The 20,590-nt window shown below is 60.7% G+C and carries 17 protein-coding genes; 13 read left to right on the forward strand and 4 right to left on the reverse strand.

Annotation, left to right across the window (positions count from 1 at the left end; all coding sequences use genetic code 11):
* Positions 1 to 726 precede the first annotated feature (726 nt).
* Positions 727 to 2,121: an FAD-binding oxidoreductase gene (locus tag K1W69_RS23090; RefSeq protein ID WP_220230818.1), complete on the reverse strand. Its 1,395-nt coding sequence runs from the start codon at positions 2,119 to 2,121 to the stop codon at positions 727 to 729.
* A gap of 139 nt (positions 2,122 to 2,260) precedes the next feature.
* Between K1W69_RS23090 and K1W69_RS23095 the strand changes: the two genes are divergently transcribed.
* Entirely contained in the window at positions 2,261 to 3,337 is a 1,077-nt protein-coding gene (locus K1W69_RS23095) for a GlxA family transcriptional regulator (protein WP_220230819.1), read from the forward strand.
* Positions 3,338 to 3,368: 31 nt separating this feature from the next.
* On the opposite strand, the gene K1W69_RS23100 is transcribed toward K1W69_RS23095, so the two are convergent.
* Positions 3,369 to 5,795: a GcvT family protein gene (locus K1W69_RS23100; protein WP_220230820.1), complete on the reverse strand. Its 2,427-nt coding sequence runs from the start codon at positions 5,793 to 5,795 to the stop codon at positions 3,369 to 3,371.
* A 202-nt stretch (positions 5,796 to 5,997) separates the two neighbouring features.
* Here K1W69_RS23100 and K1W69_RS23105 point away from each other — a divergent pair, with 202 nt between their 5' ends.
* On the forward strand, positions 5,998 to 6,933 hold the full coding sequence (locus K1W69_RS23105) for a GlxA family transcriptional regulator (protein ID WP_220230821.1): 936 nt from the start codon (positions 5,998 to 6,000) through the stop codon (positions 6,931 to 6,933).
* A 4-nt stretch (positions 6,934 to 6,937) separates the two neighbouring features.
* Here K1W69_RS23105 and K1W69_RS23110 read toward each other — a convergent pair whose 3' ends face one another.
* Positions 6,938 to 7,675: a GntR family transcriptional regulator gene (locus K1W69_RS23110; RefSeq protein ID WP_220230822.1), complete on the reverse strand. Its 738-nt coding sequence runs from the start codon at positions 7,673 to 7,675 to the stop codon at positions 6,938 to 6,940.
* 195 nt (positions 7,676 to 7,870) lie between these two features.
* Here K1W69_RS23110 and K1W69_RS23115 point away from each other — a divergent pair, with 195 nt between their 5' ends.
* From K1W69_RS23115 to K1W69_RS23155, 9 genes are all read left to right on the forward strand, one after another.
* Positions 7,871 to 9,082 carry an amino acid ABC transporter substrate-binding protein gene (locus K1W69_RS23115; protein WP_220230823.1) on the forward strand — a complete coding sequence of 404 codons (1,212 nt, stop codon included), beginning with the start codon at positions 7,871 to 7,873 and terminating at the stop codon, positions 9,080 to 9,082.
* Between the two features lie 82 nt (positions 9,083 to 9,164).
* Positions 9,165 to 10,028, forward strand: a complete 864-nt coding sequence (locus K1W69_RS23120) for a branched-chain amino acid ABC transporter permease (RefSeq protein ID WP_220230824.1) — start codon at positions 9,165 to 9,167, stop codon at positions 10,026 to 10,028.
* The gene (locus tag K1W69_RS23125) at positions 10,025 to 10,951 is read left to right on the forward strand and encodes a branched-chain amino acid ABC transporter permease (protein ID WP_220230825.1); all 927 of its coding nucleotides are present in this window, start codon (positions 10,025 to 10,027) and stop codon (positions 10,949 to 10,951) included. The genes K1W69_RS23120 and K1W69_RS23125 overlap by 4 nt, the downstream gene beginning before the upstream one ends.
* Complete coding sequence (locus K1W69_RS23130) at positions 10,948 to 11,679, forward strand: ABC transporter ATP-binding protein (RefSeq protein WP_220230826.1); 732 nt, start codon at positions 10,948 to 10,950, stop codon at positions 11,677 to 11,679. Before K1W69_RS23125 ends, K1W69_RS23130 begins: the two co-directional genes overlap by 4 nt.
* The gene (locus K1W69_RS27340; RefSeq protein WP_220230827.1) at positions 11,679 to 12,779 is read left to right on the forward strand and encodes an ABC transporter ATP-binding protein; all 1,101 of its coding nucleotides are present in this window, start codon (positions 11,679 to 11,681) and stop codon (positions 12,777 to 12,779) included. Before K1W69_RS23130 ends, K1W69_RS27340 begins: the two co-directional genes overlap by 1 nt.
* Positions 12,769 to 14,229 (forward strand): aldehyde dehydrogenase family protein, encoded by a 1,461-nt coding sequence (locus K1W69_RS23140; RefSeq protein ID WP_220230828.1) that lies wholly within the window; start codon positions 12,769 to 12,771, stop codon positions 14,227 to 14,229. The genes K1W69_RS27340 and K1W69_RS23140 overlap by 11 nt, the downstream gene beginning before the upstream one ends.
* Before the next feature lie 11 nt (positions 14,230 to 14,240).
* Positions 14,241 to 15,785 (forward strand): flotillin family protein, encoded by a 1,545-nt coding sequence (locus K1W69_RS23145; protein ID WP_220230829.1) that lies wholly within the window; start codon positions 14,241 to 14,243, stop codon positions 15,783 to 15,785.
* A 518-nt stretch (positions 15,786 to 16,303) separates the two neighbouring features.
* Positions 16,304 to 17,140 (forward strand): 3-deoxy-8-phosphooctulonate synthase, encoded by an 837-nt coding sequence (gene kdsA, locus K1W69_RS23150; protein ID WP_220230830.1) that lies wholly within the window; start codon positions 16,304 to 16,306, stop codon positions 17,138 to 17,140.
* Positions 17,140 to 18,114 (forward strand): KpsF/GutQ family sugar-phosphate isomerase, encoded by a 975-nt coding sequence (locus K1W69_RS23155; protein WP_220230831.1) that lies wholly within the window; start codon positions 17,140 to 17,142, stop codon positions 18,112 to 18,114. The genes kdsA and K1W69_RS23155 overlap by 1 nt, the downstream gene beginning before the upstream one ends.
* A gap of 47 nt (positions 18,115 to 18,161) precedes the next feature.
* Here the strand turns inward: K1W69_RS23155 and K1W69_RS23160 are convergent, their stop codons facing one another.
* Positions 18,162 to 18,758 (reverse strand): biotin transporter BioY, encoded by a 597-nt coding sequence (locus K1W69_RS23160; RefSeq protein ID WP_220230832.1) that lies wholly within the window; start codon positions 18,756 to 18,758, stop codon positions 18,162 to 18,164.
* 144 nt (positions 18,759 to 18,902) lie between these two features.
* On the opposite strand from K1W69_RS23160, the gene K1W69_RS23165 reads away from it, so the two are divergent.
* On the forward strand, positions 18,903 to 19,790 hold the full coding sequence (locus tag K1W69_RS23165) for an MBL fold metallo-hydrolase (RefSeq protein WP_370688306.1): 888 nt from the start codon (positions 18,903 to 18,905) through the stop codon (positions 19,788 to 19,790).
* Complete coding sequence (locus K1W69_RS23170; RefSeq protein WP_220230834.1) at positions 19,787 to 20,578, forward strand: polysaccharide deacetylase family protein; 792 nt, start codon at positions 19,787 to 19,789, stop codon at positions 20,576 to 20,578. The genes K1W69_RS23165 and K1W69_RS23170 overlap by 4 nt, the downstream gene beginning before the upstream one ends.
* Positions 20,579 to 20,590 lie beyond the last annotated feature (12 nt).

The following is a 20,590-nucleotide window of genomic DNA, read 5'->3' on the forward strand; positions in this document are numbered from 1 at the left end:
CCGCAACGCCAACTTTTCATGTCCCGGAATTCATTCGCACGCTGCCGGCAACCGTGGAAAAGACGGTCGGGGCTCCTTGATCGCCGGAAACTCGTCGAACGCCATGGGGTGTGAATTCGTTCACAGACCCGGATTCCGGTTCGTGAGATTGTCTATTCAGCGCTGGAACAGCGCAGACCCTTGAGAGAAGGAACGTAACAATGGACAAACTGATTTATCGCAGCGTTGCACATGACGGAAACATCGAGACGTTGGCGCGTACAAAACATGCCCTCATCTATCGTGGGGTCAGGCACGACGGTTTCAGTGCGCCGGTTGCAATGTCCGCTCGGAAAGCGACCTTGTGTTACCGCGGTGTTCAGCATTCGACTGACACTGCCGGAGGTATAGGTCTCGCAAAAAGTCCGCTCACCACGACTTCGCGTAACAATCCGGGAATTGCCGTGAAAGACCGGGTCGCCGCAACGGCTTGAGCGTCAATCCGACACCAAGGATCGGGACCTGCGGCGAAGCGAGAAGAACTCGTATCAAATCATCGGTCGCCGCGGGTCGGGAAACAACAGGTAACGTGCGGAGCGTCCGGGCCGCATGCGCCATCCTCGGCGCCCCAACGCATCATTCTGCTCCGCAACCCGGCCGAGGCGGAGATCTTTACCCCGGCGTCCGCGAGATCGCAGGCGCGTCGTGGACGCACCTGCAATGCCGCATATCATTCGGTCGCCGCTGTCAGTCGGCGGGCGCAATGTTCTGGTTGAACCTGAACATGTTTCCGGGATCGTATTTCGCCTTGATCTTCTGCAGACGATCGTAACCGTCTCCAAACGTGTCTCGGGTCAGTGAACCGTCCTCGCCGTGGCCGGGGAAGTTCAGATAGGCGCGGCCCTGTTGAGCAAACGGTTCGGCGCGCGACCAGCTTTCCCGCGCCCAGGCAATGTTGGCCGCGTCGTCTGCGGCGTCCGCCCAGACCCCGTCCGCCGAATACATCCAGCGCATCGAACGGTCTCCGAATGCAGTATCACCGGCCGGCACAGCGCGCACACCGCGACCCATGTTCCAGAGCGAGGAGATGGTGTTCGGCGACGGCGCATTGACGGCGTTCTCCATCGCGAGGTCGATCATTTCGTCGGGAAGGTTCGTCAGGTAGCGGGCCTTCCAGTAGCAGCGCATCTCGCCAAACGGGGTCTGCGCGTCGAACAGGCGCTGTATATCGGCATAGGCCATGCGACCGGAGAAATCCGTCACCAGAGGTCCGAGTTCGCGCAACGGCCTGGCGAGTTTTTCGGCTTCTTCGGCGTCCCCGAGGGCCACGCCGACGAGCGCGAAAACCTTCTTGCCCCAGGCTTCGCGCGGAAACTCGTCGTCTTCCGGAACCGTCGAGAACTCGCAGATCATCGCCAGTTCCTCATCATGTTGTGCGACGTAATCGCGCCACGCCCGGATCGGACCGGGGCCATTATCGAGGTAATAGATCGGTGCTATGAACAGCACTTCCGGGCCCACTTTGTGCAGGGCGAATTCGAAACGCACAACGACGCCGAAATTGCCGCCGCCGCCCTTGAGCGCCCAAAGCAGATCCGAATTTTCATCAGCGCTGGCTCGCACAAGCCGGCCGTCCGCCGTGACGACATCCGCGGCGAGCAGATTGTCGATGGACATGCCATGCCGGCCACGCAGGTAACCGAAGCCGCCCGACAGCGTGAGCCCGCCAACCCCGGTTTCGGAGATCAAACCGCCGGGCGTCGCAAGACCGAACGCCTGGGCTTCGCGATCGACGTCAGCCCAAGTCGCGCCGCCTTCAACCACGGCGATCCGCCGCGCGGGGTCAACATGAACGGCGCGCATCCCGGAGAGGTCAATCATCACGCCGGCGTCGCAAGCTGCGTGGCCGGCCACGTTGTGTCCACCGCCGCGAATGGCGACAGGCATGCCGCGGGACTCGGCGAATCGCACCGCCTGAATGACATCGGCGACACCGCGGCAACGCGCGATAACTGTCGGCCGCCGGTCGATCATGGCGTTCCAAAGCTGGCGGGCGTTATCGAACTCCGCGTCGCCTTCGGTCAAAACGCTTCCTGCAAAATCTTTCTTCAAGTCGTCAACTGCATTATTCTGGGCGTCCATAGGAGCCTCCTCGTTGGAACTGGTTGCAAAACCGGGGGCTGTATCCGTCAATGCGATGCGATACGGCAGTGGCAAAAATCACAGAGGCGTGTCAAAACTGACAGCGCGGGCGGCTGAATATGACAGGAGCGTGCACAAAGTGACAGAATCGACAGACGCCACCCGGCGGCGTTCCACGATTGCGTTGCTCGCCTCGACCGAAACCTCGGCGATGGTGCTCTATGGACTTTACGACGTTTTAACAACTGTCGGCGCCGTCTATCCCGAACTCGTCAAGGGCGCGCCGGAGCGCGAATTGCTGGACGTCAGAATCGTCAATGCGGATGGCCGGCCCTTCAGCTGCGCCGGCGATATCCCCGTGCGTCCCCATGCCGGGTTCGCCGATTTCCGCAATGGCAAGACGCTCCCCGACGCTGTGGTCGTTTGCGACATGTATATCGCTGTAACGGCCACGCCCACAGCACGCTACCCCCGTGAATGCGCCTGGTTGCGCGAGATGCACGCGGCGGGAGTGCTGCTCTCCTCGGTGTGCTCGGGATCGCTGGTGCTGGCGGACGCCGGTTTGCTGAACGGCTGCGAAGCGACTGCGCATTGGGCCTATCGCGACATGTTCCATCGCTATTATCCCGAGGTCACGTTTCTCGACAATGCGGCGCTCTGCCTCAAGGCGCAGGACCGGGGCATCGTTACGGCGGGCGCAGTCAGCGCCTGGCACGATCTCGCCTTCTATCTGATCGCGCGCTATTGCGGGTATCGACACGCAATCGACACCGCCAAGGTTTTCCTGATGACCGACCACGTGGAAGGCCAGTCGCCCTATGCCGTGATGACCCGTCCCATGGAGGTCAAGGATGCTGCGATCGCCGATTGCCAGGCATGGATCGCCGAAAATTATCAGGTCGAAAGGCCCGTAGAGTCCATGATTGACCGCTCGGGACTGGGCGCCCGCACATTTGCGCGCCGTTTTCGCGCGACGACAGGCTACACGCCCATCGACTATGTGCAGGCGCTGCGGATCGAAGAGGCAAAGCAGGAACTCGAGCGGGACCAGCGGCCGGTGGAAGACATCGCAGCGGCCGTCGGTTACGAAGACGGGTCTTCCTTCCGGCGGTTATTCAAGAAGCGCGTGGGCCTGACGCCAGCGGCTTATCGCAAGAAATTCCAGAACCTCGCCGCCATGGCGAATACCTACGCCCTCAATCGACAGCCATCTTGATTCCGATACACCGGGTTACAAAGAGCACGCCCTACCCGCGCATTCGCTGCGCATTGGCGTCGAACAACGGGACGGATTGCAGACGGGCTGTGAGGCGCTCGCCCAGCAATTCGATTTCCCAGCCTTCGGAGACGTCCGCGACTTCCTTCGGCACGTAACCCATAGCAACCGATTTCTGCGACGCGTGAGCATAACCGCCGGAAGTCACCCAGCCGGTGACCTTGCCGTCGAGCCAGATCGGTTCGTCGCCGATGACGTCGGCGTCGCGGGCGTCGACCACGAAGCTGCGCAACCGCAATCTGCCGCCGTTTTCCTTTTCGGCGGCCGCCGCCCATTTGCCGATGAAATCGGCTTCCTTCGAGACCGCCACAAAGCGGCCGAGGCCGCTTTCGAGCGCGCCGTAGACCGGACGGTATTCCCGCGCCCAGGTTCCGAAATTCTTTTCAAGCCTCAGCGCATTCAACGCGCGCGACCCGAAGAGGCGAATGCCGAACGCGCCGCCGGCTTCCATCAGAAGATCGAAGACGTATCGCTGATATTCCGCCTTCATCCAGATTTCGTAGCCGAGGTCGCCGGTAAACGAGACGCGGCCAACGATCGCCGGCGCCAACCCGATGTCCAGCTGGCGGACATCCATGAATTTGAACGCCTTGGGCGAGACATCCTCGTCCGTCACCAGCTCCAGAACCTTGCGCGCATCCGGACCGGCGATCGATAGCCCCGCGAGTTCGAGACCATAGGGCGCGATCCAGACGGAGCCGCCACCCGGCAGGTGCTGTTCGAACCAGCGCATGTGATAGTCCTGCGCAACGCCGGAGCCTGCAATGAAGAATTCGTTTTCCCCGAGATTGGCGAGCGTGAAATCGCCGATGACCTTGCCGTCATGCTTGAGCATCGGGGCGAGCGTCATGCGACCGGGCGCCGGTATGCGGCAGGCCAGCATTCGGTCGAGCCAGTCGGATGCGCCGGAGCCGGTCACGCGATATTTTGCGAAAGAGGAGGTTTCGCTCAGGCCCACGCTTTCACGCACCGCCCGCGCTTCCGCGCCGACGCAATCGAAATCCGTCGACCGGCGCCACGAGAAGGTATCAACCTCGCCTGCCTGTGCAAACCAGAGCGGGACCTCCAGACCGAACGCCGCGCCGAAACGGGCGCCGGCTGCTTCCAGACGGTCGTAGATCGGCGTTGTGCGAAGGGGCCGGCCGGCCGGCAGTTCCTCGTTCGGAAAGCGGATCGAGAAACGCCGCGCGTAGTTTTCCTGCACCTTGGCGTTGGTGTAGGCGAGCGTCGCATAATCGCCGTAGCGGCTGACATCCATGGAAAAGACGTCAAACCCCGGATCGCCATTAATCATCCAGTTGGCGAGCGCGAGGCCTACGCCTCCGCCCTGGCTGAAGCCGGCCATGACGCCGCAAGCCGACCAGAGACCCCTTACTCCGCCAATCGGACCGACCAGCGGATTTCCGTCGGGCGCGAAGGTGAAAGGACCGTTGATGATCTGCTTGATTCCGGCGTTGTTGAAGGCCGGGAAATGCCGGAAACCGACCTCCAGCGAGGGCGCAATGCGGTCGAGATCCGGAGCCAGAAGCTCATGGCCGAAATCCCAGGGAGTCTGCTTCGGCGACCAGGGCCGGCAGTCCTTCTCGTATGTGCCCATGAGCATGCCCTTGCGCTCCTGGCGCAAGTATATCTCTCCGTCGAAATCGACGACATGCAGCATCTCCTTGCCCGCCGTCTCGTTGAATTCGACGACCTCCGGCATGTCCTCCGTGATGAGATACATGTGCTCCATGGCGAGAACCGGCAGTTCAAGGCCGGTCATGCGCCCGACTTCGCGGGCCCAGAGACCCGCGGCGTTGACGACATGTTGCGTGATTATCTCGCCCTTGTCGGTGATCACGCGCCAGGCGCCGTCCGGGTTCTGCACAAGATCCTTCACCATGGTGTGGAGTTCGATCTCCGCGCCGTTCTTCTTCGCCGATTTCGCATAGGCCTGGGTCGCGCCATAGGGATCGAGATGACCCTCGACCTCGTCGTAAAGCGCGCCGACGAACTGGTCCGGATCGAGCAACGGCATGAGTTCATGGGCTTCGCGGGGGGAAATGATCTCGGCCTCCAGCCCCATATACCGGCCCTTCGCCCGCACCGATTTCAGCCACTCGAACCTGTCCTGCGTGGCGGCGAGCATGACGCCTGCCGTCATGTGCAGTCCGATGTCCTGGCCGGAATATTCCTCGATCTCGCGGTACAGATCGACGGTGTATTTCTGCAGCTTGGAGACGTTCGGGTCGCTGTTGATGGTGTGCATGCCGCCGGCCGCGTGCCAGGTCGAGCCGCTCGTCAGTTCCGAGCGTTCAAGCAGGACGACGTCCGTCCAGCCGAATTTTGTCAGGTGATAGAGGATCGAACATCCGACCACGCCGCCTCCGATAACGACTGCCTGCGCATGACTTTTCATTGGTGACTCCCCGCTCGCAATCCAGACGCTCCACCCTATGGACTGGCGCGGGGAACGGAATATGCCAGCCGACACAAAAATCGCAAAAACCGACAAATTTGTCGCTTTTGGCTGTTTTTTTGCTTGCAATGGAGACGGCGACGATCTCAGATGGAACGAATTTCAGCATCAAACTTATTTCGATTTGAATATGCAAGACGACATGCCAAACAGAATGGGCTTCCTGCTGATCGAGCGTTTTTCGATCCTGAGCGTTGTCGCCTGTTTCGAGCCGCTTCGCAGCGCCAACCGGCTTCTCGGATACGACGCCTATGGATGGACGTTCGTGTCGTTGGAAGGGGGTCCTGTGACATCGTCCAGCGGCCTGGTTCTGGAAACCGAACCGCTCGATACGGCGGCGCGCGATCTCGACTATCTTTTCATCTGCGCCGGCCTCGACATCGGCCCGCCCGACAGGAAACGCATGAACGCCGCCCTGCATCGCGCCAACCGCAGCGGCGTGCGCATGGGCGCGGTTTCGGCGGGCACGTTCCTTCTGGCCGAAGCCGGCCTGATCAAGGACCGCCGATGCACGGTGCATTGGGAGTTTCTGCCGACCTTCCGCGAAAGCTGGCCGGAGATTGACGTGGAGGAAAATCTCTATGTGATCGACCGGGAACTCTATACGAGTTCCGGCGGCATGGCCGGCGCGGACCTCGTGCTGGAACTGATCTCCCGCGACCACGGCGAAGCGACCGCCCAGGCCGTCGCCAACCAGTACAATCTCGACCGCATGCGCAGCGGCGGCGAAAACCAGCCCGACGGCTCCATGGCCCGGATTTCGACCTATCCCGGCCTTCTGCAGAATGTCATCCGCTTGATGCTCGCCAATATCGAAGCGCCGCTTTCGATCGCCGAAATCTGCCAGAGAAACCGCTGCCAGCAACGGCAGCTCGAACGGTTGTTCCTGCGCTGGGCCGGCGACACGCCGCGCCGTTTCTACATGAAACTGCGCCTGGAAAAGGCCATGGGCCTGCTCCGGCACTCCAACCTGCAGATCACCGAAATCGCCCAGATGACCGGCTTCACCGCAAATTCGCGATTTTCCATGGCCTTCAAGCGGGAATACGGACGCACGCCGTCATCGGTGCGGGCATAGCAATCTAAAGCGCAAACAGCTCCGCATAGCCGAGCGTTGCGTTGGCGTGTTCGCGCATCATGGCTTCGGCGCGCTGGCCATCGCCGCTCTTTAAGGCGTCGAACACGATCATGTGCTGCGTGTGCCCGACGGTCAGGCGCAGGAGCTCGCGCTCGACATTCTTGCGGTTGAAGGCGACGCTGCCGATCTTCAGCATGGGCAGCGATTCCAGCTTCGCCAGTGTGAACGGCAGATAGTCATTGCCGCATGAATGCATGATCGTCTCGTGGAACAGCGTGTTGGCCTTCTGGTAAGCCTCAATGCGATCCTCATAGGGGATGTCCGACGCAATGATCCTTTCGGAAGTGGCGATGGATCGCGAAAGCTTCCGCTCGACGTCCTCGCCCAGCCCCTTGTGGGCGAGAAGCTTGGCCGCCAGTCCTTCAAGCACGCCGCGCACCTCGTAGGCCTTCGACACATCCTCGAGTTCGATCTGAACCACCGTGTAGCCGCGGCCGTCGCGCTTGCGGATGAAGCCTTCGACCTCCAGCGTCTTGAGCGCGAGCCTGACCGGCGTCCGAGACATGTCGAGCAGCGCCGCGATTCCGACTTCGGTTACCTTCTCGCCCGGCACGATGGAGCCGTCGACGATCATGCGACGCAGGATCGCCAGCGCGCGCTGGTCTGAGGTCGGCGTATCCAGATTGCCCGCGGCGCTGTCGGTCGCTTCACGCCTGACGGCAGCGCCGCCATCTTGGTTCATGATTGGATGTCTCCTCCAAAATCACCCAACTTTGTATCCATAATTTAACAGAATCAAGGATTTTTGCTCGATATTTTCTGATATTATGGAAAACCGGAATTTGAACTTGAAAGATCACATTTATTATGGATACATAATTTTTGCATTTATCAGATGCTTAAAGTTGTCGGGCTTTTCGCCCGCAGGGAGGAAATCATGAACAGACGCAATTTCGTTGCGGCGGCTGCAAAAACCGTCGCCGCAGCAGGCATGGCGGCGCTTCTCGCCGGAACCGCTCTGGCCGCCGACACCATAAAGCTGGGCGCCGTTGCGCCCAAGACCGGACCACTGGCTGGCGGATCGACCGTCACCCACTGGCCGAGCATCGAGCTCTGGGTCAAGCAGACCAACGACAAGGGCGGCCTCAAGCTCAAAGACGGTCAGAAGATGATCGAACTGATCGAGTATGACGACAAGACCGACCCGGGCGAGCACATCAAGGCCGTGCAGCGCGCAATCACGCAGGACGAAGTCGACTTCCTGATTGCGCCCTACGGCACAGGTTTCAACGTGGCCGTTGCGCCGATCTACGCCAAGTACGGCTATCCCCAGATTGCTGTGACGTCCATTTCCGATCTCATCGGCGAACTGACCGAACGCTATCCGGGCCTGTTCTTCACGCTCGGAGACACGACGTCCTTCGTCAACGGCGTCAAGGACATCCTCGTCAAGATGCGTGACGACGGCGTGATCGGCAACAAGGTCGCCATGGTCAATGTCGCCGACGCCTTCGGCATAGAGCTCGCCGAAGTGGCGCGTCCTATCTTCACCGAGGCCGGATTCGACATCGTCTACGACAAATCCTACCCGCTGGGCACGCCGGATCTCTCGCCCGTCGTCAAGGGCGCAAAGGCCACAAATCCCGACGCATTCGTCGCGTGGTCCTACCCGCCGGACACGTTCGCGATCACCGAGCAGGCGGCGATCGAGAATCTCGACGTCAAGGCCTTCTACACGGCGGTCGCCACAGCCTTCCCCGCCTATGGCGGGAAGTTCGGATCGAAGATCAACGGCGTGCTCGGCGCAGGTGGCGTCAATCCCGATACGCCGGCAATCGCGGAATACCGCAAGGCCCACAAGGAATTGATGGGCCAGGAACCCGATTACTGGGCTTCGGCGAACACCTACGCGAGCATGCAGATCCTCGGGCAGGCGATCGAAGGCGTCGGCAGCACCGACAGGGAAGCCGTCACCCAGTATCTGAAGGAAAACGAGTTCGACACGATCATGGGACCGATCGTCTTCGACGAGCAGGTTTCCAACCGGTTCTGGACCGTCGGCCAGTGGCAGGACGGCGTCTTCCGCGGCGTCGCCTCGTCCAACATGGACGGCGCCGTTCCGGTGATTGCGAAATCCGGCTGGGAATAAGCCGTTGTCGCAGGCCGCGTCCGGACATTTGTCCGGGCGCGTCACTCTTTGCAGCCGTTAGAACACCAGGTTTCGGGCTTCGATGGATATAATCATTTCCGGGTTGCTGCTCGGAGGCACTTACGCACTCATGGCCATGGGGCTGAACCTGCAATACGGTGTCGCCCGGATCATGAATCTCGCCAATGGCGAAATGCTGGTGCTGGGCGCTCTGGCCGCCTTTACTTTCTATGTCAGCATACAGCTCAGCCCGCTTCTGACGATGTTTATCGTCGCGCCCGCAGCCTTTCTTTTCAACTGGCTGATCTACCGCTTTCTCCTGCGCCCTCTCGTGCGCCGCGCAAAGAACCAGGGACAGCTGGAAGTCGACTCGATCCTCGCGACCTTCGGCATGAGTTTCGCGCTTGTCGGCGTCATGGTGAGCATACAGGGCGGCTATTTTACCTATTCCTTTCTCGCAGACCCCTTCTCGATCCTCGGCACGACCGTTGCGCTCAACAGGTTTATCGCCTTCATCCTGGCCGTCATAATCGGGCTCGCGCTCTATCTGTGGCTTCATCGCTCTCGTCCCGGCATGGCTGTCCGGGCGGTCGCCGTCAGCAGCGACGCCTCGAAACTCGTCGGCATAAACGTCGCGCGCGTTTCGGCGATGGCCTTTGCGCTGGGCGGCGCGATAACGGCCGTCGGCGGAACGCTGATCTCCACCTTCATTACGCTGGACGCCTCGATCGGCGTCATCTTCACGATGAAAGCCCTGATCATCGTGATCATGGGCGGCGTTGGCGACATTCGCGGCGCAATCATCGCGGCGGCGATTCTCGGACTTGTGGAAACGGCCGTGGCGTCGCTGATCGATCCGGGGCTGACGCTCGCAGCCGCCTATCTGATCTTCCTGCTGGTTCTCCTGTTCCGCCCGCAAGGACTTTTTGGAAGGCGCGCGACATGAACGGCAAGGAGGTCCAGAGCCTGACGGCGATAATCGTCTGCATCATTGCGGCTGCCTGCTTTCCGTTGATCGCAGACGGATACTGGATGAGCATTGGCGTCACGGCGATGATGTATATGGCGCTGGCGACGAGCTGGGCGCTGTTTTCCGGCCCCACGCACTACATTTCGCTGGCGACCGCGGCGTTCTTCGGGATCGGCGGCTACCTGGTCGGCACCGGCATGAGCGACTACGACCTGTCGTTCTGGCTGATGATGGCGATTTCCGCAGTCGTTGCGACCGTGCTCGCCGCCTTGATCGGCCTTGCGACGCTGCGGCTTTCCGGCGTCTATTTCGTGATTTTCACGCTGGGTCTGGCGGAAATGATCCGCAACCTGGTGTCATGGGTTCAAAACAACTTCCTAGGTTCGCGCGGCCTATACGTGCTGACGGATTTTACCGACGCCGACATCTACTGGATGCTGCTGACAGTGGCGGCCGCGGTGTATCTCCTGGGTTGGCTGATCAACCGCTCGCGTCTCGGCTTCGCGCTGCGCATCATCGGCAATGACGAGACTGTGGCGCGGCACGTCGGCATCAACACTGCCTGGTCGAAGGTGCTGCTGTTCATGACAACCGGCTTCTTCGCGGCGATTGTCGGCGCAATCATCGCGCCACGTTATTCCTACATCGAACCCAATCTGGTGTTCAAACCGGAACTCAGCTTCCTTGTCGTGATCATGGCGCTGCTCGGCGGCACGCATCGCCTTTGGGGGCCAATTGTCGGCGTGATCCCCTTCACCCTGCTCTGGGAGGCGATCAGCATCTCGTTTCCCAACTACACGACGCTGCTTCTTGGACTCGCGTTCCTGTTGATTGTCTACTTCATTCCGCGCGGTCTCATCGGGCTGATCGAGGATCTGGTCGAGAGGTCGCGCGCATGACGACCGGCTCCACCCTTCTCACCGTCAGGAACGTCACCAAGCGCTTCGGCGGTCTTGTCGCCGTCAACGACATGACCTTCGATGTGCAGGAGCACGAGGTCATGGGCATCATCGGCCCGAACGGCTCCGGCAAGACGACGATGATGAACCTGATCTCCGGCGCGCTGCCTGTCACAAGCGGCGCAATCGACATGCGCGGCCATCTGCTTTCGCAGGCGCCGGCCCACGAGATCGCGCGGCTTGGCGTCGCCCGCACGTTTCAGCTCGTCCGGGTGCTGTCGGGTCTGAGCGTCATCGAGAACGTGATGGCAGGCGCGGTGTTCGGTCACCGCCGCCGCTGGGGCAACGAGGCGCGCTTTTTCGCCGAAGCTTTACTTGAGCGCATCGGGCTCGGCGCACATCGGCATCAGCCAGTGTCCTCTTTGACCTACATAGATCAGAAGCGTCTGGAAATCGCCCGCGCGGTCGCCGGCGAACCTGCGGTCCTGCTGCTCGACGAATGGCTGGCGGGGCTTAACCCGACCGAATTGCAGATCGGCATGGACCTGGTCGCAAGCCTGCGCGAGGAAGGCCGCACCGTGATCCTGGTGGAGCACGTCATGGATGCGATCCGGTCATTGTGCGACCGCTGCGTGGTGATGAATTCCGGCAGCAAAATCGCCGAGGGCGCGCCAGACGAAGTGCTTTCCGACGCTGAAGTCATCCGCGCCTATCTGGGAGACGAGTGATGCTTGACGTCGGCAATGTTTCAGTCTCCTACGGCATGCACAGGGCTCTGTCCGAGGTTTCGATCGCGGTTGGCCAGAAGGAAATCGTCGTCATTCTCGGCGCCAACGGCGCGGGCAAGAGCACGCTTCTGAAATCCATCGCCGGCATGTGCGAGGGTTCGGTGGCCGGGCGCATCGCGCTTGACGGCGAGGACATCACGACCCTGGAGCCGCATGACATCGTGGACCGCGGCGTCGCTTTCGTTCCGGAGGGGCGCGGCATCTTCGGCGACCTGACGGTCGCGGAAAACCTGTTGCTCGGCGCCTATTCGCAACGGGCGCGAGAGAGGCAAGACGCCAACCTTTCCTGGATCTATTCGCTTTTTCCGAAACTGACCGAACGCCGAAACCAGGTTGCGCGGACCATGTCCGGCGGCGAACAGCAGATGGTAGCAATCGGCCGGGCGATGATGGCTGACCCGAAGATTCTCATGCTCGACGAACCGTCGCTGGGACTTTCTCCGCTGCTTTGCAAGGAACTGTTTCAGAGCCTCGCCCATATCAGCGACGCCGGAATGGGCGTGCTGCTTGTCGAGCAGAACGCCAAGCAGAGCCTGGCGATCGCCGACAGGGGCTACCTGATCGAAAATGGCGAGATAACGGGAAGCGGCGACGCCGCTTCGTTGCTGAACGATCCCGCCGTGCAGGCCGCCTATCTCGGCGCCGGAAGCACAAAGCCGCCGGGCGGCAGGCAGACAAGCACGCCGACCGCGCCAGCTGCTTCCGAAAAACATTTCATTCGGCCCGGCGGAGCAACCCACAACCCGGCCAACACGGATGCGCTGGCGGGCGAATCCATAACCAGCATGATATCAAGGGCTGCGGGATCAGCCCAGGGACGCTACACAGCCGCTAGACCTGTATCGAAACCCTCGACAGGTCAACCGCCTGCAGCGTCGCGTTCAGTGTCGATCGCCCCGGACGCAAGCGCGAAGCGCGACCCGGAGGTCGCCCGGATCATTGCTGAAATCGAACAGGCCGCGCGCACGGCAATGTCCGGCGGCGCAAACGCCGCCGACAGGAACTCACACAGAACGGAGGATGACCACGATGGCTCGTAATTTCGAAGGAATATACGCCGGCGGCGGATGGGTTGGGACCAGCTCGAAGTTCAAGGTCATGAACCCCGCCGACGGATCGGTGTGGGCGGAAGCGCCTGACGCCAGTCTCAGCGATGTGAGGCGCGCCATCCAGACGGCGCAGGACGCGTTCGAGGGCTGGGCCGCCCTGCCCCATACCGAGCGCGCCCTTTACATGCTCAAACTCGCCGACGAGTTTGAGAAACGAACGGACGATCTTGTCACGGCGCTTCAGGGCGAAGGCGGCGGATGGTTCGGCAAGGGCATGTTCGAAGCCCATTACGTGGTCGAGGTCTTCCGGGCCGCGGCTGCAATGAACTACCAGTCCATCGGCGAAATCCTGCCGTCCGAGCACAACAAGGTGTCGATGGTGGTTCGGCGTCCGATGGGCGTTGTCTCGGTCATCTCGCCCTGGAATTTCCCGGCGATCCTTTCGTCGCGAAGCTTCGCCATTCCGCTTGCCGCCGGCAACACGATCGTCCTGAAACCTTCGGAAGAAACGCCCTATAGCGGCGGACTGATCTTCGCCGAAGTGTGCGAGGCCGCCGGATTGCCGGACGGTGTGTTCAATGTCGTCACGTGTTCCCGGGACAATATCCAGGCGATTGGCGACGAACTGATCGAGAACCCGCTCATCAAGGGTATTTCCTTTACCGGGTCGACTGCGGTCGGCCGCATGGTCGCGGCGAAGGCCGGCGCTCATCTGAAAAAGGTCTGCGTCGAACTGGGCGGCAAGGATTCACTGATCGTCTGCGATGACACGGATCTGGAAAAAGCAGCCCAGCTCGCCAATTTCGGCAGCTTCATGCACCAGGGTCAGATCTGCATGAGCGTGGAAAAGGTCCTGGTGCAGGAGAAGGTCTATGACGCGTTCCTCAAGCTCTTCGTCGAGCGCGCCGCCAAGCTCAAGGTCGGCAATCCGCTCGACGACAACGCAAATGTCATCGGTCCGCTGATCAACGACAAGCAGGCGAACCAGGTTCGCGAACAGCTCGAAGACGCCGTGGCGCGCGGCGCCAAGGTGGAACTCGGCGGCGGCATCAACGGTCGTTTCGTAGAGCCGACGATCCTGACCGGCGTAACGCCGGACATGTTGATCTACCAGAGGGAGACCTTCGGCCCCGTTGTTCCGGTCATCCCGTTCAAGACGGATGACGAAGCGGTGGCGATCGCCAACGACACCGAGTACGGACTGTCGTCCGGCGTGCTGACAGCCAACGAAAGCCGAGGTCTCGCCATCGCCTCGGCGCTGGAAACCGGCATGTGCCACATCAATTGCACCTCTGTGAACGACGAGCCGCACATTCCCTTTGGCGGCGCGAAATCGTCGGGCGTCGGCCGGCATGGAGGCCGCTGGTCGAACGAAACCTTCACCGAAACACGCTGGATCACACTGGATCGCGGACAGCGTCCCATTCCGCCGGTGTTCTGAGGAGATACGAGATGAACACCTTCATCACCCTTGTCATACTTGCACTGATCGTCATCGCGATCGCCGTGGTTCTGATCGCCTATTTCTATCATCGCTCGACGCGCGAGGTCAGCCTGATCAGGACCGGCGTTGGCGGACGGCGGGTCGTGATGGACGGCGGCGTTATCGCCATTCCGTATTTTCAGGATATCGGCCGGGTCAACATGCAGACCTTGCGGCTCGATGTGCAACGCAACGGGAACCAGGCGCTGATCACAAGAGACAGGATGCGCGTGGACATCTCCGCGGAATTCTACGTTTCGGTGGAGCCGGAGGAAGAGGCCATCGCCAGAGCGTCGCAAACGCTAGGCAACAGGACCTTCGACGCCGACCGGCTGAAGGGTCTGATCGAAGGCAAGCTGGTCGATACGCTGAGATCAGAAGCCGCCAAGCGGACAATGGACGAACTGCACGAAAACCGTTCGGAATTCGCCGCAGCTGTGCGAGAGGCGCTGAAAGATACCCTTGCCCGCAACGGATTGTCGCTCGACAGCGTATCGCTCTCTGCGCTCGACCAGACGCCCTTCGCGTCGCTGGACGAGAACAACGCCTTCAACGCCGTCGGCATGCGCAGGCTCGCCGAAGTGATCGCGACGTCCAAGAAGGAACGCGCCGACATCGATACCGACGCGGACGTCGCCGTGCACCGGGCGGCGATGGAGTCTAGCAAGCGCAAGCTGCAGATCGACCTGGAGCGGCAGGCGGCCGAAATCGAGCAATCAAGGGAACTGGAAAGCCTGAGGGCCAGCCAGATCGCCGAGATCGCCGCAAGAAAGGCCGAGGGTGAGCGGGCGGCCAGCGAAGCCCGCATCCGGATGGAGCAGGAAATCCGCAAGGCCGACATCGCCCGCGAACAGGCCATCAAGGAGGCTGAACAGGACCGCGCCATCGCCAATGCGAAAAAGACGCAGGATGAGAGCAAGGCGATCGCCGCAGCGGATCTGGCGCGGGCGGCAGCCGTAGAGGCGGCCGAAGCCATTGCGACGGCGAGAGCGCTGGCTGAAGCGCAGCGTGCGAGCGACGTCGCCATGGTCGCGGCGCGTCGGGACCAGCAGGTCTCGCGGGAAGAACTGGTCTCGCGCGCGAAAGCCGAAGCCGAGGCGTCAATCGAACAGGCAAAGGCTGCGAAGCTGCGCATCGCGACAATGAAAGAGGAAATGACCGCCCGGGCAGAGGGCAACAGGGCCCTCAACGAGGCGGAAAACCTGCTGACCGCGGAAATCGCCGAATTGCGGACCAACCTCGCGCGCCTGGAAGCGCTGCCGGGAATTGTGGAACAGCTGGTCAAACCCGCCGAGAAAATCGAATCGATCAAGGTCCACCACGTGACCGGCGGTTACGGCTACGCCAGGATCAGGGACGAGAACGACAAATCGCCGGTCAACGCGACGATCGACTCGATACTCGACATGGCCGCTCAGCTTCCTTCATTGCGAAAGATCAGCCGGATCGTGGACGAGGACATCGAAAATCCGGCTTCAGCCAGCGAGCCGAAACCGGACAAAAATCAGGATTAACGATCGAACTAGAGACGGGCTGTGACGGGATAATTGTTGTTTGCGTGCCGCCACCGGGACCTTGTCTCGGTTGCGACGATCGGCGCATAGCGGTGGCGTCCACCACCGAATTCCATATCTTCTCGGGCCAAACGCATGCTTTCACGCAGCATCGTCACCGCAATAATGCAGCCTGCAAAAGATATAATACTTATCGTCAGGATAATAAGAACCATGATGCTCTCCCAATCGGGAAAAACCCGGAGCCTCCGTCTCAAGTTATCCAATAATCATATCGACGTTGCGTTCCATGTCCACAAAAAAATAGTTAATCCTTCGTGAATGATTAATACATACAACTCATACTCGCCAAGCCCAGTAAAGCCTGGGCGTCAAAGCGTATAGTTTGGCAACTATAGTTTCACTGCATAAAACATCGAAGAACCAGCATTCGCCCGACCCCGCGATCAGGCATTGTGCTTGAACTTGGTTCGATAATCGCCTACGCCACATCGCAACAAAAAGAAGGGTGGAGAAGTATGGCGCCGCAAGCAAAATCCGTCGCGGTCGGGAAGGTCACGTTCTCGAACAAGCTGCCTTTTGTCCTTATCGCCGGACCTTGTCAAATCGAAAACCGCGACCACGCCATGAAGATGGCGGAGGCCGTCGTCCGGATCACCGGCGATCTCGACATTCCGCTGGTCTTCAAATCATCATACGACAAGGCCAACCGCTCCTCCGTGGCGGGCGAGCGTGGCGTCGGCATTGATGAAGGCCTGAAGATCCTTGCCGAAATACGCGACAGTTTCGGATGTCCCGTCATTACCGATATCCACGAAAGTCCGCAGGCGGCGGTCGCCGGCGAGGTTGTCGACATTCTCCAGATACCGGCCTATCTCTGCCGCCAGACCGATCTGCTGCTGGCGGCCGGCGCCACCGGCAAGGCGATCAATGTCAAGAAGGGCCAGTTCCTGGCGCCCTGGGACATGGCGAATGTCGCGGCGAAAATCGCCTCGACCGGCAATGAACGCATTCTTCTGTGCGAACGCGGCGCAAGCTTCGGCTACAACACGCTGGTGACGGACTTCCGTTCGCTGCCGCAAATGGCCGAAACGGGGTATCCGGTGGTTTTCGACGCCACCCATTCGGTTCAGCGGCCCGGGGGCAAGGGCACGTCCTCGGGAGGCCAGCGCGAGTTCGCGCCGGTTCTGGCGCGCGCGGCTCTCGCGGTCGGTTGCGCGTCGGTTTTCATTGAAACCCATGACAATCCCGAGTCGGCGCCTTCGGACGGGCCGAACATGATTCCGCTTGAAGAAATGCCGGCGATGCTGTCGCGCCTGAAAGCGTTCGACGATCTCGCCAAGGGAGCGGCGTGATGCCTCCGCCTTCCGATCTCAAGGCGGAAATCCTGAAAGCCGCCCACACGTCGCTTAACGGCGTCACAGCCACCGTCGATATGATGGAGGGGCCGCTCGGAGAGGCCATTCTGCAAGCGATGGAACTGATCGCCTCCAAAAGAGGCCGCGTGATCGTGACCGGCGTCGGCAAGAGCGGTCATATCGGCGCGAAGGCCGCTGCGTCGCTCGCCTCGACCGGCACGCCGGCGCTCTTCGTGCACGCCACCGAAGCGAGCCACGGAGATCTCGGCATGATAACAGCCGACGACTGCGTGCTCGCCTTGTCATGGTCGGGCGAAACGCGGGAACTGTCGGATATCGTCTATCATGCGCGGCGCATGGACATACCACTGATCGCCGTCACGTCCAGAACGACCAGCACGCTGGCGAAGAACGCGACGATCACGCTCGAACTGCCACAGGTAGACGAAGCCTGCCCGCTGAAACTCGCCCCGACGACCTCAACCCTTATGCAGATGCTGGTGTGCGACACGCTTGCGATCGGCTTGCTGGTGCGCCGTGGCTTCACCGACCGGGACTTCAGGCATTTTCATCCCGGGGGAACGCTGGGCGCAAGTCTTACCCTGGTGCGCGACGCCATGCATAGCGGAGAACGGTTGCCGGTCGTGCGGTCCGGCACTGTGCTGATCGACGCCATTTCGGTGATATCGGACAAAGGTTTCGGCCTGACCGTGATAACCGATGAAAACGACAACATCCGCGGCATCATCACCGACGGCGACCTGCGGCGCCACGCTCATGTCGACGCCAAGTTGACACTCGTCGACGAGGTCATGACCGTGGGGGGACAAACCATCCAGCCCGACATGCTGCTCGCGACAGCCCTGAAGACCATTCAGGATCGCCGGATCGGCGCATTGGTCGTGGAAGAGGCCGGCAAACCGGTCGGCATTCTGCATGTCCTCGACATGCTGCGTATCGGCGCTGCCTGAGGAGGGAGATCATGCGCGCGGATGACCGCGCGCATGATTATAGAGTTTCAGGCGCGAATTTTGCGCAGGACGCCCCAAACCGCCGGTACGATTGCCGAGGCGAGCGCGACCTTGATCAGATCAGAAAGAACAAAAGGCGCAACGCCGAACTGCCAGGCCTTGTCTGCGCCAATCAGCACAGCCAGCCAGGCGAAGCCGAAAAGCATGATAGCTGCTTCGGCCGACAGGACGGCGCCGAACAGCTTGAATGGATTGCGGTCCCAACCACGATCCGCGGCCCAGCCGACGATGGCGGCGGCGACAACAAATCCAACGAGATATCCACCGGTCGATCCCATCATGTAGGCCAGCCCGATTCCCTTTTCAGGCGTCCCCTGGAAGACCGGCAGGCCGTACAGGCCTTCCGCCATGTAGAGAAGCAGTGTCGCAACGCCAAGACGCAAGCCGAAAGTCGCCGCGATCAGGAATATCGCAAGGGTCTGCATCGACAGGTCGACAGGCCCGAGAATAACCTTTGTCTTGGCTGATATCGCCAGTATGATCGTTCCTGTAACCACCAGAAAAGCGTACCAGGCATAGCGAAGCACCGGGTTATCGGAAGCCAGATTTACCGCGAGCGAACGCGTCGGCGCAGATGTCGACATATGCAATCTCCAGATTTTCAATTCCCGCAACAGACCCGAGGCAACCCCCGGTGGTCATGAAGCAGTTGTAGGTATATTGACTAACCTCAGACGTCGCAATACGCAGAAAGGACACTTAAGGCCTTGTCTTCACCCGATTTCAGCATGGTGTTCGAGCCCGCGCACGGAAGCGCGGTAGAGGTCGAACCGGGCGTCCAGAGAATTACCGCCCCCAACGCCGGTCCATTGACGTTTCATGGCACCAATTCCTACATCATTGGCCGAGATTCTGTCGCGGTCATAGACCCCGGACCACAGGACGACAATCATTTCGCGACCCTGATGAAAGCGCTCGAAGGGCGCGAAGTCACGCATATCTTCGTCAGCCACACCCACAGCGATCACTCGCCGCTCGCCAGACCGCTTGCCGAGAAAACGGGTGCGATAATTGTCGCCGAAGGTCCGCACCGCCCTGCCCGTTCCCTGCACATCGGCGAAACGAATCCACTCGAAGGCAGTTCGGACACGGATTTCCGGCCGGACATCGTCGCAAGCGACGGCGAGGTTGTTTCAGGAGAAGGCTGGGCCATGCGGGTGTTGCACACACCCGGCCACACCGCCAACCATGCGGCCTTCGCACTGGAGGGAACGGGCGCCGTGTTTTCGGCCGACCATGTCATGGCCTGGTCCACATCCATCGTGGCGCCGCCGGACGGCGCGATGGCGGACTACATGGCTTCGCTGGACAAGATGCTGCAGCGTGAAGATCGGATCTATTATCCCGGCCATGGCGGTCCGGTGACCGAACCTGCAAAATTCGTCCGCGCGCTGAAGAGCCATCGGCGGATGCGCGAATCAGCCCTGCTCGACCGGCTCTCCAAGGGCGACCGGACAATTCCCGACATGGTGAAATCGATCTACCGGGATACGGATCCGCGCCTTCACAAGGCTGCGGGACTGTCGTTGCTCGCGCATCTGGAAGACCTCGTTAACCGCCAGATCGTGCAAACGGAAGGTCCGCCTTCGATCGACGGGAGCTACAGACTGCGATGACGCGACAACGGGAAAAGCCTGTTCTATGTCTGACCTTCGACAATATGGGCGAGGCCCATAACGTCTTTCTCGAAAAATCCGCAACTCCGGATTTCGCCGACCCGGCGATACTGGTCGGTTACCCGAATATCCTGAACCTGCTTGCGAAATACGACCTTAAGGCGACCTTCTTCGTGGAAGGCTGGAGCGCACTGCATTACGGAGACGTCGTGGAATCAATCCAGCGGGGTGGTCATGAAATCGGACTGCACGGCTGGATACATGAGATTTTCGCCGATCTGCCGCAACGCACTGCGAGACAATTCGTCAATGACGGCGTGCAGACGTTGAAATTGCGCGGCGTCAGTCCGGCCGGTTTTCGGGCTCCGGGTGGAAAGATCGGCCCTTTCGGGTTGCAGATCCTCGCCGAAACCGGATTTTCCTATGACAGCAGCGTCGACACGGCGATGCCGGACGAAACCACGACTGACCCGGGAGACTATGCAGGAGACGGGCCGACGCGGTCTCCGGAAGGCCTGATCCGTATCCCCTGGCAATGGTTCATGATCGACGCAATCCATTACGTGCTGGCGGAAAACGGCCTGCGCAATCCCGACGATCTCGCCGCATTCTGGAGCATGGTTCTGCGCAACGTCGCCGACCGTCGCGGCTTCGTCACAATGATCAATCACGCCCATATCACCGGAGTGGACGCAGCGCGTCTGGCGGCGCTCGAGAAGGTGATCGCCCACGCGCTGGATCTCGGTTTCGAGATCATGCCCTGCAGGCAGGCAATTGACGGATATTGAATGCGAATCCTT

The sequence above is a fragment of the Flavimaribacter sediminis genome (assembly GCF_019492055.1).
In the GTDB taxonomy this organism is placed as follows: Bacteria; Pseudomonadota; Alphaproteobacteria; order Rhizobiales; family Rhizobiaceae; genus Flavimaribacter; species Flavimaribacter sediminis.

Coding starts and splice junctions, on each gene's coding strand:
- K1W69_RS23090 (WP_220230818.1), bottom strand. CDS start 2,121: ATGGACGCCCAGAATAATGCAGTTGACGACTTGAAGAAAGATTTTGCA.
- K1W69_RS23100 (WP_220230820.1), bottom strand. CDS start 5,795: ATGAAAAGTCATGCGCAGGCAGTCGTTATCGGAGGCGGCGTGGTCGGA.
- K1W69_RS23105 (WP_220230821.1), top strand. CDS start 5,998: ATGCCAAACAGAATGGGCTTCCTGCTGATCGAGCGTTTTTCGATCCTG.
- K1W69_RS23110 (WP_220230822.1), bottom strand. CDS start 7,675: ATGAACCAAGATGGCGGCGCTGCCGTCAGGCGTGAAGCGACCGACAGC.
- K1W69_RS23115 (WP_220230823.1), top strand. CDS start 7,871: ATGAACAGACGCAATTTCGTTGCGGCGGCTGCAAAAACCGTCGCCGCA.
- K1W69_RS23120 (WP_220230824.1), top strand. CDS start 9,165: ATGGATATAATCATTTCCGGGTTGCTGCTCGGAGGCACTTACGCACTC.
- K1W69_RS23125 (WP_220230825.1), top strand. CDS start 10,025: ATGAACGGCAAGGAGGTCCAGAGCCTGACGGCGATAATCGTCTGCATC.
- K1W69_RS23130 (WP_220230826.1), top strand. CDS start 10,948: ATGACGACCGGCTCCACCCTTCTCACCGTCAGGAACGTCACCAAGCGC.
- K1W69_RS27340 (WP_220230827.1), top strand. CDS start 11,679: ATGCTTGACGTCGGCAATGTTTCAGTCTCCTACGGCATGCACAGGGCT.
- K1W69_RS23140 (WP_220230828.1), top strand. CDS start 12,769: ATGGCTCGTAATTTCGAAGGAATATACGCCGGCGGCGGATGGGTTGGG.
- K1W69_RS23145 (WP_220230829.1), top strand. CDS start 14,241: ATGAACACCTTCATCACCCTTGTCATACTTGCACTGATCGTCATCGCG.
- kdsA (WP_220230830.1), top strand. CDS start 16,304: ATGGCGCCGCAAGCAAAATCCGTCGCGGTCGGGAAGGTCACGTTCTCG.
- K1W69_RS23155 (WP_220230831.1), top strand. CDS start 17,140: ATGCCTCCGCCTTCCGATCTCAAGGCGGAAATCCTGAAAGCCGCCCAC.
- K1W69_RS23160 (WP_220230832.1), bottom strand. CDS start 18,758: ATGTCGACATCTGCGCCGACGCGTTCGCTCGCGGTAAATCTGGCTTCC.
- K1W69_RS23165 (WP_370688306.1), top strand. CDS start 18,903: ATGGTGTTCGAGCCCGCGCACGGAAGCGCGGTAGAGGTCGAACCGGGC.
- K1W69_RS23170 (WP_220230834.1), top strand. CDS start 19,787: ATGACGCGACAACGGGAAAAGCCTGTTCTATGTCTGACCTTCGACAAT.